Origin of the sequence: Anabaena sp. PCC 7938, from assembly GCF_049315035.1 — a bacterium.
In the GTDB taxonomy this organism is placed as follows: Bacteria; Cyanobacteriota; Cyanobacteriia; order Cyanobacteriales; family Nostocaceae; genus Anabaena; species Anabaena cylindrica.
Genome location: NZ_CP186034.1, coordinates 1,911,728 through 1,925,457, shown reverse-complemented (window position 1 = coordinate 1,925,457; position 13,730 = coordinate 1,911,728). Strand labels below are relative to the sequence as shown.

At 36.6% G+C, this 13,730-nt stretch carries 11 protein-coding genes; 3 read left to right on the top strand and 8 right to left on the bottom strand.

Going from position 1 to position 13,730, the window contains the following annotated elements:
• Positions 1-466: 466 nt before the first annotated feature.
• Positions 467-1,792, bottom strand: coding sequence for an IS4 family transposase (locus tag ACOWPH_RS08995; protein WP_015215057.1), 1,326 nt, complete (start codon positions 1,790-1,792; stop codon positions 467-469).
• A 212-nt stretch (positions 1,793-2,004) separates the two neighbouring features.
• Between ACOWPH_RS08995 and ACOWPH_RS08990 the strand changes: the two genes are divergently transcribed.
• A complete protein-coding gene (locus tag ACOWPH_RS08990; RefSeq protein WP_015215056.1) occupies positions 2,005-2,658 on the top strand; it encodes a glutathione S-transferase family protein in 654 nt (217 codons plus the stop codon).
• Positions 2,659-2,849: 191 nt separating this feature from the next.
• Here ACOWPH_RS08990 and ACOWPH_RS08985 read toward each other — a convergent pair whose 3' ends face one another.
• Positions 2,850-3,422, bottom strand: a complete 573-nt coding sequence (locus ACOWPH_RS08985; RefSeq protein ID WP_015215055.1) for a pyridoxamine 5'-phosphate oxidase family protein — start codon at positions 3,420-3,422, stop codon at positions 2,850-2,852.
• 81 nt (positions 3,423-3,503) lie between these two features.
• On the opposite strand from ACOWPH_RS08985, the gene ACOWPH_RS08980 reads away from it, so the two are divergent.
• Positions 3,504-4,427, top strand: coding sequence for a 1-aminocyclopropane-1-carboxylate deaminase/D-cysteine desulfhydrase (locus ACOWPH_RS08980; protein WP_015215054.1), 924 nt, complete (start codon positions 3,504-3,506; stop codon positions 4,425-4,427).
• Between the two features lie 160 nt (positions 4,428-4,587).
• Here the strand turns inward: ACOWPH_RS08980 and ACOWPH_RS08975 are convergent, their stop codons facing one another.
• The 4 genes from ACOWPH_RS08975 to ACOWPH_RS08960 form a co-directional block, all read right to left on the bottom strand.
• Positions 4,588-5,010: a hypothetical protein gene (locus ACOWPH_RS08975; RefSeq protein WP_015215053.1), complete on the bottom strand. Its 423-nt coding sequence runs from the start codon at positions 5,008-5,010 to the stop codon at positions 4,588-4,590.
• Between the two features lie 289 nt (positions 5,011-5,299).
• Positions 5,300-5,482 (bottom strand): hypothetical protein, encoded by a 183-nt coding sequence (locus ACOWPH_RS08970; protein ID WP_015215052.1) that lies wholly within the window; start codon positions 5,480-5,482, stop codon positions 5,300-5,302.
• An 83-nt stretch (positions 5,483-5,565) separates the two neighbouring features.
• The gene (locus ACOWPH_RS08965) at positions 5,566-8,223 is read right to left on the bottom strand and encodes an EAL domain-containing protein (RefSeq protein ID WP_015215051.1); all 2,658 of its coding nucleotides are present in this window, start codon (positions 8,221-8,223) and stop codon (positions 5,566-5,568) included.
• Between the two features lie 997 nt (positions 8,224-9,220).
• On the bottom strand, positions 9,221-9,736 hold the full coding sequence (locus tag ACOWPH_RS08960; protein ID WP_015215050.1) for a sterol desaturase family protein: 516 nt from the start codon (positions 9,734-9,736) through the stop codon (positions 9,221-9,223).
• A gap of 530 nt (positions 9,737-10,266) precedes the next feature.
• Between ACOWPH_RS08960 and ACOWPH_RS08955 the strand changes: the two genes are divergently transcribed.
• Complete coding sequence (locus ACOWPH_RS08955) at positions 10,267-10,656, top strand: 6-pyruvoyl trahydropterin synthase family protein (RefSeq protein ID WP_015215049.1); 390 nt, start codon at positions 10,267-10,269, stop codon at positions 10,654-10,656.
• A 252-nt stretch (positions 10,657-10,908) separates the two neighbouring features.
• On the opposite strand, the gene ACOWPH_RS08950 is transcribed toward ACOWPH_RS08955, so the two are convergent.
• Both ACOWPH_RS08950 and ACOWPH_RS08945 read right to left on the bottom strand, forming a co-directional pair.
• Positions 10,909-12,408, bottom strand: coding sequence for an ABC transporter permease subunit (locus ACOWPH_RS08950; protein ID WP_015215048.1), 1,500 nt, complete (start codon positions 12,406-12,408; stop codon positions 10,909-10,911).
• Between the two features lie 9 nt (positions 12,409-12,417).
• Positions 12,418-13,545, bottom strand: coding sequence for an ATP-binding protein (locus ACOWPH_RS08945; RefSeq protein WP_015215047.1), 1,128 nt, complete (start codon positions 13,543-13,545; stop codon positions 12,418-12,420).
• Between the last annotated feature and the right edge of the window lie 185 nt (positions 13,546-13,730).

Below are 13,730 nucleotides of genomic sequence, written 5' to 3'. Positions count from 1 at the left end.
CACTCCTGTTAAACTTTTACATCGTCGAGGAAGACAAGTTCAACTCGTTGGATTAGATTTTCCTGTTACCCTTTCTTGGTATTATTTTAAACGCGAGAATGGTCAGTTTGTCAAAAGATATGTTATCTCTACAAAACCCATTAAAGCTAGCACTATTTCTTGGTGGGGTAAACGCCGTTGGCTTTCTTGAGGTTGGTTCAAAACTGCTAAACATCGCTTTGGTTTAGACAAGTTTGGACAAGGCACTCTTTTAGGGGTTTATCGTTGGTTAATCTTGTCTATGACTGCCTATTTATTAGCATATTGGGCATATATTTCATCTTCCTTATCTGATTCTTTGGACTGGGGTAAAGCTGCTTTTCTTGCACTCTCTACTTTTCTTCCTCATTTAGTCCTGTCTTTGTTATTACTTGACATTGAACGACTTCGACCCTTAGCACTTAGTCATGGAATTGACATTACTATTTTAAGGTGCAAGATATGAGATACGACCAAGAGAGGTAAGCTTGGCAAAAATCTGGGCTAATAAAATAGGCTCTGGTTGTTCGGGAAGCATTTTTAACATTTCCCGAACATAGCGAAAACCACGACAATAAGCCTTAAGATCAACAATGCCGGCACCGGGATTATCTTCACGAAACTGAGCTAGAAGATGGTGAGATAAATTGACCATAAAAAAAGAAAGGTTAGCCGCATTAGTCACAGATGTTTGACCCTGGGTCATAAAATCTTCCAATCCCCAAAACTGCTTGGCATCTCGAAAATTAAATTCGATTTGGAAGCGCAGTTTATAGTAGTCGATTATTTTCTCATATGATAAAGTTAGGTCGCTAGAGAATAGGATTACGTGACTACGAGCATTAGTTTTGAGATTAGTTTTCACCAAAATAACTACATTCAGGGACTGAGGAAATTCTTTATGCAGTAAAGTAGCCTGATAAGTATCAGTTTGGATATCTTCTTCAATACCAGTTTGGCGCAGATATTCCTGGGAAATATTACGCCAGTCTAACTTATCTCCGTATTTACGACGAGAACAATGATTGGGGTCAGGATGTTGATAAGGTATATATAATGCTGAATCGTGGCGTAACTTGGAAATTATGTGCAAATTCAGTTGTCGAGCCATTTGCAAGGCATTATTGTTTCCAAAATGACCATCCATCACCAAGTAAGTAAGAGGAATAAAGTTGGCTATTAATTTGACTAATTCATTAATCATTTTCTTAATTCGTAGTAATTCCGATGTAAAAATCACCTCTTTTTTATTTTTGTTCTTACTTCCTTTAGGTCGTCCTCGTCCACGTTTTTCTTGAGGTTTTACTTCTGGGATTAGTGATCCATTATTTTTTTCTATATCGCTTTTTATTACCTGTTCTATCTGAATCGGAAATGAGTGTCTTTTTTGAACACTTACTAATGATAATGTAAAGAAAGATAGTCCCGATATCGGCTTGCTTAACAGACTTGAAAAGAACCTATCTAATCCATGTGTTTTTTTGCCAGCTTTAGTTATTACTACCTCGTCTCCTGCAAGCAGATAAACATCATTTGGACAAAACAAATGCCGCCGAAAAAACACCCAGAATACTGTCGCCCAGGGTATGACTGTATGAAAAAATCTCCTCACTGTCCGATAACTACCACCAGTTCCAGCCCAACGTGATATTCCCAACATCGTTACTCGTCCGCTCATCGCTAACATGGCCATGATGATCTGGCTCAACTGCCGCATAGTCGTCACTTTTATTTCTGGTAGCAGGCATTGCAACAGTGTTAGGATATCGAACATGGGCTGTTTGTGGCTTTCGAGTTGTTGTTTTGGAAGACTATAACTCTACTACATCAGCCCTCTCTTCATACTCTTTTTGACCAAGGTATTATAATTTATAATTAATTTAATTATCAGCAATAATTTTAATAGCAAAATAGTTATTAATGTGATTTAATTTCAAATTATTATATAATTTAGATTAATCTAACAATTCTATTGATAATGACAATATGCCGCAACTAACCTTGGTAATTGGTAATAAAAATTATTCATCTTGGTCATTACGTCCTTGGTTGGTGATGAAGCAATTTGGATTAAAATTTGAGGAAATTCGGATTCCTCTCTACAGTTCAGACTCTTTATCAGAACTTCAGCAATATTCTTCCTCTGGAAAAGTACCTGTATTACTTCACAATAATATAACTGTGTGGGACTCTTTAGCTATTTGCGAGTATCTAGCAGAAACATTTCCTCATTTACCCTGCTGGCCAGAAAATACAAATGCCAGGGCATTAGCACGTTCTATTAGTGCTGAAATGCATTCAGGATTTCAAATGTTACGCCAAAATATGCCGATGAATTGCCGCAATAAATATCCTGGAAAAGGTTGGGATTTGGGTGTACAAAAAGATATTAATCGCATAACTAGTATTTGGCAAGAATGTCTACAAAGCTTTGGTGCAAATGGCAAGTTTTTATTTGGTAATTTTACCATTGCCGATGCTATGTTTGCCCCAGTTGTATTGCGATTTTTAACGTACGATGTACAGATAGATTCTATTTCTAGGAATTATGTAGAGGCAATTTTGGAATTACCTGCAATACAAGATTGGATCACAGCAGCAAAAGGTGAATTTGAAGTAATATCCAAATTCGAGTTTTAGCTATTTACATTTCTATAAAATCTAATTTCATCTTTAAAGATATAGAACCTACTCGGTTAATCATATAAATAATAAAAATCTATTTTATCTTTATTCTCTCTGCGTTCTCTGCGCCTCTGCGTGAGACAAAAGAATTTTTACAAATCAGGTTAGGAACACTATATTTAATGAACTTGAATAATCATGATTTACTAATCAATAAACTTCTGATTATGAACTTGACACAAGGGAGTTAATAAGCCATCAATGCTAACAAAATTTTTCTGCTGGTGATATTCTTTAATTCCCGCTGCTCCTTTTTTATCAGCCCAATTAACTAAAGTTTCTCTTTGTCCTTGATATTCATAAAGTGGAACACCAAGCCCACAAGAAGTTTGTACACGTTCAATATCTGCAACTATTATTTGTCGAGAGCCTGAGATGGGAGAAAATAGGGAATATAGGGAATTCCATGCTGGGGAATCTGGTAAAATCGTTTGTCCTTGTCCGTAAAGACGCAAAATACAAGGTGGTTCTTGAAAAGCGCAAAACATAAATGTAATTCTGCCATTTTCTAGCAAATGGGCTGAGGTTTCATTCCCACTACCTGTGACATCTAAGTAACCCACTCGGTTCGGTGAAAGGATGCGAAAGCTTTCTAAACCTTTGGGAGAAAGGTTAACATGACCTGTTGAACTTAGAGGTGCAGAACCTACAAAAAATAGGTGTTGGGCTGCAATAAATTTTTGCAGTTCTTCAGTGATATAGTCAAATACTTTAGCCATATACTGTTTTATTAAGTGTGGCAATTTCCCATATTCCAGCTTATTTCTTAGTTGGTAATTTAGCAAGGCTGAATATTCTGAATGTCTTCAATCTTTCTTTCTCCACCTATACAGCAAATTAATAGTCAAATAGCCGATAATGCTGGTGTAGAATTATACGTATTACGACTGGATATGATGCACCCACAGGTTAATGGTAATAAGTGGTTCAAACTGAAATATAACCTTTTGGAGGCAAAAGCAAAAAATCTATCAACTCTGCTCACTTTTGGAGGCGCTTATTCTAACCATATTTTTGCTACAGCAGCAGCAGGTAATTTGTTTGGCTTTCGGACTATTGGGGTAATTCGTGGTGAAGAAACTTTACCTCTAAATCCCACGCTGAGTTTTGCGGTAGAAAAGGGTATGCATCTGGTTTATGTAAATCGCCAAACATACCGTCAACGCGACACAAATCAATTACAGGAAGAGTTAAAACAACGCTTTGGTGAAGTGTTTATTATTCCTGAAGGTGGTTGTAACCTTAATGGTGTACATGGATGCAGAGAAATACTTAAAACAACAACGGGATTTGATACTATTTGTTTAGCCTGTGGAACTGCGACAACTCTCGCTGGTATTGTCCTATCATCTAATTTAGAACAGAGAGTAATTGGCTTTCCTGTATTGAAAGGTGGCGATTTTTTGACGAGGGAAATCCACAGTTTATTACAAAATTATCTTGTTTCTGATTTATCTATACCTGTTGATTTTACTGCATCTTGGGAATTGGTATGCGATTATCATTTTGGAGGTTATGCAAAAGTAAATGAGGAATTAATTAGGTTTTGTCAAAGTTTCAATAAAGAACACGGCATACTTCTAGATTATGTATATACGGGAAAAATGTTTTATGGGGTGATAGATTTACTTCAACAAGGATATTTTCAACCAGGACGCATCCTGTTAATACATACTGGTGGCTTACAGGGAAATATGGGGATTAAAATAATTCGTAATTCGTAATTCGTAATTCGTAATAATAGAAAATCTAGCTTGATAACAAGCATTGCTGAACAAAAAAATGTAGGCTGGATTTCGCAACAGTTAACTGATGTTAGCTTTTTTGATGTTATTCCAACCTACATAAATATTGATTTTGGTTCTTTAACTGAATGGTAGTTATTTATAAAACTACATCATGTTTTTTAGCAATTTCTGTGAGTTGCTCATACTGATGTTGTGATGCTTTAGCTAATATCCCTTCTGCTTCCTCTGGATCAGTACCGTCTTTAGGAATTAAATATTTAACGTAAAGTGAAACGAAATCAACTATGGCTGCTAAACCTGACAAGTTATGTTTATCAGATTCTTTGCCAGCAATTACTGCTACTAAACCCGCTCTAATGGGGTCTGGTTTGACTTTCATGAATTGGTCAATTAGTTGTTTTAAATAGTCTGTTGGTGCTAAGTTTTTTAACTTAGTTTGATCAGGTTTAAATTCTAATCTTGCGGCTTTTGATTGCTCTAAAACACACCATTCTGTAAATTCTTGTAGTGCTGCTTCAGGAAGACGGGGGAGATATTTGTATAGTGCTAAATCAGACACAGGCTTACACCAATTTGGGATTTTAGATTGCGAACTCTCATAGTGGGGTTATTTTGTTTATTAGAAACAATACAACCTATAAACTATGTTTAATGCAGTTGATTAAAGTGCATCAAATCCAGCCTAACGCACTGTTTTAGAGAGTTTTGTAGTGCAACTGACAATCTGATATGGATTAAGAATTTGTTTGATAGCGGTTCTCTGTTGGATGTAATAAAATCGAGGGCAGGGAAACCCAGCCCCTACAGGTTGAAATGTAAAAAACTGTACTTCACTGATATCAAAATCGCTATATTTCTGAATACAAATTAGAAGAATTGCTTTTTGCAATGACTGCTGGTGGGTTCAATTGGCTAATAGGAGCAGGTTTCATGTCTCGGTAGTCAAGGATTTGGACAATGATTAAATAGGCGATCGCTAGTAATATAGAAATCGCACCTGTAATAACGGCAACTATTTTTGAACGGTTCATTAGTATTCCTCCGAATGGATTTTATGCAGTGTAACCCCTGTGTTGAGTAGCGAGCGAGCTAAAGACTCAGATAAGGGTGGGGATTACTCAGAGATCTGAGATTTACTGATCATCAATTCTGTAGCCTGTTGAACAGAAAGAGGTCGATGGAATAGAAATCCTTGTACATCATCACACTTAATTGACTTCAAAAACTCTAATTCCTCGGACTTTTCTACTCCTTCAGCAATCAGTCTTAAACCTAAACTACGTCCTAAGGCAACGATCGCTTTGATGATGTGGGCTACTTTGTTATTTGTATTATCTTTTGTCAATTCTTTGATGAATGATCTATCAATTTTTAAATTATGGAGTGGTAAAACCTGTAAGCGGGAAAGGGAAGAATAACCTGTACCAAAGTCATCAATGGAAAGGAGTACACCCATTTGCTGTAATTTTCCTAACACGATTTGCGTGAAGTTGAGATCCTCTATTGCTGTTGTTTCGGTGATTTCTAATTCTAAAAATTGCGATTCAAGTCCTGTTGCTGCTAAAATTTCAGCTACTGTTTCCACCAGATTGGGTTGACGAAACTGCTTGGGAGAAAGATTAACTGCAATAGTCATGGGTAAGAAGCCAGCATCTTGCCAGGCTTTATTTTGAGTACAAGCTTTCCGTAATACCCATTCACCGATGGGGATAATTAATCCGCTTGCTTCAGCTATGGGAATGAAGATATTGGGGGCGACTATTCCCATTTCTGGGTGATTCCAACGCAATAAAGCTTCCATCCCAGTAATTTTTCTGGTGATGATGTTTACCTTAGGTTGGTAATAGACAATGAATTCTTCTCGTTCTAGAGCATAGCGCAGACTTTTTTCTAAACTTAAGAGTTCGGGAGTTCTGGCACTCAGGGATTCTCTGTAGAATTGGTAGTTATTTCTGCCTTCGTCTTTGGCATAATATAAGGCGACATCTGCGTGCTGGATTAAGGTTTCGGCATCAGGACTATGTTTATTTAAAAGTGAAATGCCAAGGCTGGAACTTATATACAGCTCATGTCCATGTAGATGAAAGGGTTTTTCTATGGCTTGTAAAATTTTGGCAGCTAGTTGGGTTATTTGTTGATCATTACTAATTTGGGGCAGCAGGATGGTGAATTCGTCACCTCCCCAGCGAGCAATAGTGTCTCCTGGTCTCAGGGAATGTGCCAGTCTTTTAGCTACATTTTGTAATAGTTCGTCTCCTAGTGTGTGTCCCAAAGTATCATTAATCATTTTGAAGCGATCTAGATCGAGGAACATTACAGCTAGACTTTTTTGCTCTTCGTCTGCTTTATTTATAGTTTGAGCTAGTATATCGTTAAACTGCAAACGATTGGGCAATCCGGTAAGTAGGTCATGTAGGGCTTGATAGCGAATTTTAGCTTCTACTTGCTGTCGCTGACGAGCGCCACTGATAATTGCAGCCATGGTCAATAAGCTAGATTTTTCATGGGTTGACCAAATACGCTCTAAGGTACAATCTACTAACCCAAGATAGCCCCAAAAATCATCTTCTAATCGCAGAGGTACAAGCAAGAGGGATTTAATTTGATCTTGGCGCAGGATTTCTTGTTCTGCAATGGGAAACCCTTGGGTAAGTCCACTAATGGGCTTTCCTATAGAGAGAGTACTGTACCATCGTCTTAGTCCGGAAGTTTGGTAAGACTTATTTTGCCAATGGTGTTGGGATGGTGCTACACCTGTTTTTGTCCATTCAAATTGTAAACTCATGGCCATTTCCCCTGTGGTGAGATGGGGATGGTTTTGGAAGAGGTAAATGCGATCGCCATTGGCCGCTGCCCCAAATGTAGCAAGTGCTTTTTCTATCGCTATTTCATAGTTCATTTCTGCCAATAAATAATTGGCAGCTTCAGCAACAGCTTGAAGCAAGCGATCGCGTTGTTGCAATTCTGCTTCAGCTTTCTTTTGCTCCGTAATTTCTCGAACAATAAAAGTTCTAATTAAATCGCTCTCTGGCAAGTAATGAACGGATTGTTCAAAAATTTCTCCGTTGACTTCTACCTCTCTGACAAAAGAGTTATTTTTACCTTCTTGATTTTCAACTTCACTCACCAGTCCTGCCAAAATTGGGTGTTTCTTGGCAATTTCCCTAAGTCTAGGAAACTTCAGCGCTGCTGCTGGATTCAGATAGGTGACTGTTCCCTCTAAATCCATTTCGATAATTGGATTAGGAATGAGTTCTGGAAAGGAAGCAAGTCGAGTTAACAGAGAATCACCAGATACTTCACCGTTGTCTTCATAAACAATCAGAGTATCAAAAGGATTGACAGGATCTCCTTGTGCGGCTAAAAATCCAGACAAGTCAGATGCTTTACAAGATTGTTTAAATTCTTCCTCTGATAGGTTAGAAATAGCATAATATTGAGCTTGCGCTTGGGGATTACCAAAGGCAATAATGTCTCCATGTTGGAGGTTATGAGAAAAAGATTTACTGCCATTAATAATTAAGCCGTTAGTACTTCTTTTGCCATTGAAGTTACCATCAATAATCCGAAATCCATATTTTTCTGTGTTAGGAATAGTGACACGCAATAGAATTGCGTGTTGTCTCGATACGGATCTAGATCTCAGAACAATGGCGTTTCTGATATCCCGACCTAGAGAGTAAGTAGTCTCTAATAGAGGTATAGTTCGTTGTCCTTCTGGATCACTCACAACCAGTAAGTGCCGAATTTTCTCCCGTTCATTTTCTGCCATAGCTATTCCTTAAATTTTCATATTTGTTGATCTGTCATGAAAAATGTGGATATAAAGGGATATAATTTTTCACTTTCATATCCTGGAATTTCAACCAGGTAATCCATTATTTTTTTATTTTCTGGACTAAATACTGGCAACAAAAACTAACCCCAAATAAAAAATATGCTGTTGTTATGGGTTTGGGTAGTGGAATTAATAACCATGCTGATTAATAACCTAATTTGATAAAAATCAAATGCTTCTGATGTATTTTTATTATTTGTCTCTCATAACTAAATTGAGTGGTAAATCATACACTGCAAAAAAAAACTATGTTGATAATAAAAATATAATCTGATTTTTGCAAATTTCTTTTAGGTGATTCACAAGATATTACAGTTAATTCAGAACATATTACACCAAATTTCTCATTTCAGACCAGTGGCAGATCTTTTGATGTTCTGTACTAATCCCAATTGATCACACCGCTAAGGTATAGAAGTGACAATTTTCTCTACCCAAGCTATTCCCATTTCAATAATAGGCAAAGTATCAAATATGACTTATCAGTTTAATAGTAAGATAACATATCCATCAGCTTATCATAATATTATACGAATTAGTATTGTGTATTTTAAGTGAAAATACTAGGGTTTTTGAAAAAAGTAATAATATATATAACACGTACTATTTTTATGGAAACTGCGATCGCACAACTTTGAAGAAGACTCCCAGTCAGCAGGAGATAACCTACTCAGAGGACAAGTTTTTCTCCAGCCAAACAGACTCTCCCATCTTTCCTGATTAAAATTAAGTAGTCGGACAAAATTAAATTCACTCGTTGAGGGAGGGAACAGGTAACAGAAAAATCAGTTGTGTAATTAATTCTGTCCCATCACTTAATAAGTTTGATTTCAAGTTTAAACGCGTACTTCGCCAACTTACTGCAAAAATACGCGTCTAATAACTTTATTTCTTGTTAACAAAGATCATGAAATAAAAACACTCGTACAAATCAACTAGAAACACGAGTACCTAAATAATCACGCAGATGAAGTCTCACTAAACGCAACCAGCGCATCCAAATTTTAGCAGGTTGGTCAAAAAATGTGAAAATATCACCGAATCCCAAATTAGTTTTTTGATGGTGTAACCAATGCTGTTCAGGAGTAGTGATAAATAACAATTGACACAGGAAAGTCACCGGCTGAGGAGTTTGCCAACCTAAAGCGGTGATATGTCTCCACCACACATGAAACTGACCAAACAGTAGTCCACAAATAACCCCAACTGGAGATAAAGACCAGAGCAATACTGCTACAAGTAGATAAGGAAAAGCTCCTAATACACCATCTAAAAGCACCTGAAAATTGAATGTTAAAATAGCATAGTGTCGGAAATCCTTTTTCGATGAGTGGTGTGTTGTCAGGTGGAGGCTACCAAAAATATGCTCAGGTATGTGGTAAAAAAAAGTTGAAAGGAAATCGCCTAAAAACAGTAACAACCAAGAAACAGCGATAGCCTCAAGCATTTATACTCCTTAAGTTTGATAGAAAAACTGCACAGCGAAAATAAATCAAAAATTATGCGAGACCTGGTTATGTCATAGTTCAGTGCTTATTAACTACAACACCCAAGCTGCTTTACATTTCTTAATCACAGTTACCGTTTGATTGCTGCTGAGGAGGTAAAGTAAACTATACATCTACAACTACATAGATATACTGGGTTTTATTATTTGCTGCTTACAATCTTCTTACTAAGGCATACAGCACGAGCAAAGATTGAGTTAACATCGGTACAAATTTAGGTTAAGCTTTACTCAATTTTGTTTTCTCAACTAGTATTATTTAAAAATTGGTTATTATTACCTACGCAGAAGCATTTAGCTATTTCTAAACACAAATCAAATTGCTATATTCTAAAACCAGTCTAATATGATTTAGTAATCTTTAATTGAGTGGTAAATCTGCAACTAGTGCCGCAGTGTATCCTCAATTAATTGATTCTGATTCCTAAATCCTTCTTCAACTTACGCGACTACTAAAGGTGGTATTTAAAATGCCTAAATGGAAATTATTAACAGAATTCACATTTGATAGCGCCCACTACATCAAAGACTATAAAGGCCCCTGTGGAAGAATGCACGGCCATACTTATAAAGTAAAGATTGAAGCAAAATCATCACAATTACATTCTTCAGAATACTGTCCTCACCCAGTCATGGTTGCTGATTTTAGAAGCTTACGTTGGGCTAAAAAAGATGTAACCCAAGGAGGATTAGATCACTGTGTTCTTAATGAAGTTTTACCTCCTGAATATGAAACAACTGCGGAGATGATTGCTAAATATATTTATGATGAAACCAAAAAGCGATTACCAGCGGATGTAAAACTCAAAGTAGCAGTATCAGAAACGCCTAATTCTTGGGCAGAGTATGAGGATGATTAATAATTTGTAACTCGTACCGGAGAAAGCTCGAATTTGACCATTTTTTTGCAGTTCCGTGTTTCAATTATTGAGGTAATAATTAACAGCTATGGATATGCTACAGAAAGCTGTTGCTCATCGCTAGATATTCAAGTAAGTGAATAACCGAAGATATAGCGGTTATCGGTTGAGTGAGGTACAAAAACCCCAACCCCCTCATTGCTCGTGGGGAGGGGGCTATAATGTACCTCATGTTATAAGGAAACGCTATATTTAATTTTTTGATTTTAAATTAACTGGATTCATCCATTTTTCTAACTGACTAATGGCTTGAGAAGAAATCAATGTTAAACATAAATAAATCAAAGCTACGGCAGCATAAATTTCAAAGGCACGATAATTTCCTGCCACTATTAGCTGTCCTTTACGAAACAATTCTTCAAAACCAATTACTGCAACTAAACTAGTATCTTTTAATAAACTAATAAATTCATTACCTAAAGGTGGAATCATCCGCCGGAAAGCTTGGGGAAAGATGACATAACGCATTGTTTGTAAAGAATTTAAACCTAGTGAACTGGCAGCTTCTGCTTGCCCAATTTCGATTGATTGAATCCCAGCCCGAACAATTTCGGCAATGTAGGCAGAACTATTTAAACTTAAAGCAATTACTCCAGCTAAAAGGCGATTTAATGAAAATGTAAAACCCAATTCTTGAAAAAATGCCGGTAAACCAAAGTAAATCATAAATATCTGCACGAGTAAGGGAGTGCCTCGAAAAAAATCTACATAAGCCCTCGCCAACCAATGTACAGGTTTAATTGCAGAAATACGAAAAATACCAATTAATGAACCAAAAATCAAACCAAATATGATTGATATTAATGCTAATTGCAATGTTACTAACACACCGATTAATAAGGTGGGTAAAGATTGCAAGATTAAACTGAGAGAATTTAATCTATCTGTATTTTGATTGGCAAATAGTGATATTTCTGGTAAGATTGGAGGTGTGGATTTAAACCATTTTTGGTAAATTTGTTGATAAGTTCCGTTTTCTAATATCTTTGTTAAACCTTGATTAATCAAAGATAAATAAGGGGAATTTTGAGCGGTAGCAATTCCGTAAAATTCTTCTGTTAGCAATTGTTCTATGACTTTGATTCCTTGCAGATTATTTGTATTAATGGCGTATAACGTCACGGGTGCGTCATTAATAACTGCATCGACATTGCCATTGATTAGTTCTTGCAGTGCTAGAGGTGCAGAATCAAAACTGCTAACTTGCGCCCCAATAACACTTTTAGCTTTTTCTGCACCTGTTGTGCCAATTTGGACGGCGATTTTTTTATTTTGCAGATTTTGAAAACTAGTAATATTTGAGTCGCCTGCACGAATAGCTATCGCTAATCCAGCTTTAAAATAAGGACGGGAAAAAGCTACAGTCTTTGCCCTCTCTGGGGTGATGGTAATTGAACTAATCGCCGCATCTATGGTTTTTGCTTGTAGTGCGGGGATGATGCCATCAAACGGTAAACTCTGAAAATCTATCTGAAAATTAGCAGCAGTCGCAACTGCCTTCATCAAATCAATTGAAAAACCTTCTAACTCACCACTTTTTCCCTGCAACTCAAAAGGAGGAAAGGCGGGTTCAGTCGCTACTCGCAAAGTTTTCCCATCAACAGAATTGACACTACAGCCAGTTAATAACCAACAACTGAACCCAAGCGCCAAAAACCAATGCAAACAACGCTCAAAGGTACATTTCACCATTTTTATTGATTAATTCAATCTTTGTCTTAACCATAAAGCCAATAAAGGTAAAGTTAACCGATAACCCTGTTCAGCATTATAAATTAAACCTTTATTTTGTAACCCAGTTAAACCACCTTGTAGACTACCACCTCTAGAAAGTCCATGTTTTTGGATATATTCTTTACTTTGCGGTTTGTCTGTAGGATCAATCGCTAAACATTCTAAAAGATGTATCTGACTTGCAGGCAGTAACATTAATAAAGATTCATAAGTTATAGATAGATCTTTGAGCATTCCTTCAATGACTTGCTGTATTTCTTGTTCAGTAATTAATCCTTGATGATGCTGCAAAGTTAACAATCGACGAATTAATGTCATCGCATCACCGACGTTTCCCTGGACTGCATCTAAGAATATTTGCAATGCTTTGGAATGAGGATCAAATTTAAGATTTTCTGTGTGTAAAATTTTTCTTGCCCACAATGCTAAAACATCTTTGGCTAAAGGAGCTAATTGGATTGTTTCTATTGAATAGCTATTCTCATCTGTATGATTGCTTGTTTCGCCAATTGTAGCGAGTAAAACATAACTAACGTGAGGATGATCTTTAACTTCTTGTCTAAATTTTGATTCCCATAAACTATGACGATCCCAAGAGCGAATATGTGGGAAACTCTGCAAAATTAAAACTACTCTCTGATCTAAATCATTAGCCATAGTTTGCAATAGTTCAACCAAGATGATAAATGCTTGCCATAGCTGTTTTTGATTCAGGGAACGTAATAATTTTAGTTTACTTTCAGTATTAAAAATAAAAAACTCACTCGCACTCTGATTAACCCATTTTTCTATTTTTTTTGCTTCCCAGCTTTGGTTAATCGCTTCTGCTAGTAAGTGCAGAAATCTTTCCCCATCTGTAGCGCGGATACAGTCTATATCCAAAACAACTGCACTCACTTCCTGGGCTGCAATCCTGACTAGAGTCCGTCTTCCACTTCCAGGTACTCCGGTAATCAGCAAGTCACCATCCTGGGTCAGTATTTCTACAATGCGCTGAAATTCTAGGGAACGCCCAATTAATTGTAAAGAAGTAGATAAATCCAAGTTCACGGGTTTCTCGTCTCTATTTGTGGTTGGCGCTATTAAAGAAAACATAAATCATTTGCTGTAACTATGATTACTATTTAAACAATTTAGTGTTTGCTGTGTTTTGGCACTAATAATTCGTGCTATTAATAATCTAACACTTTGATACAACTGAAAAACAACGTAATATCCAAATCCCCACTCAAGAAAGTCGGGGATACATCCCTGATCCTTTATTAAAATAGGTAATTCTT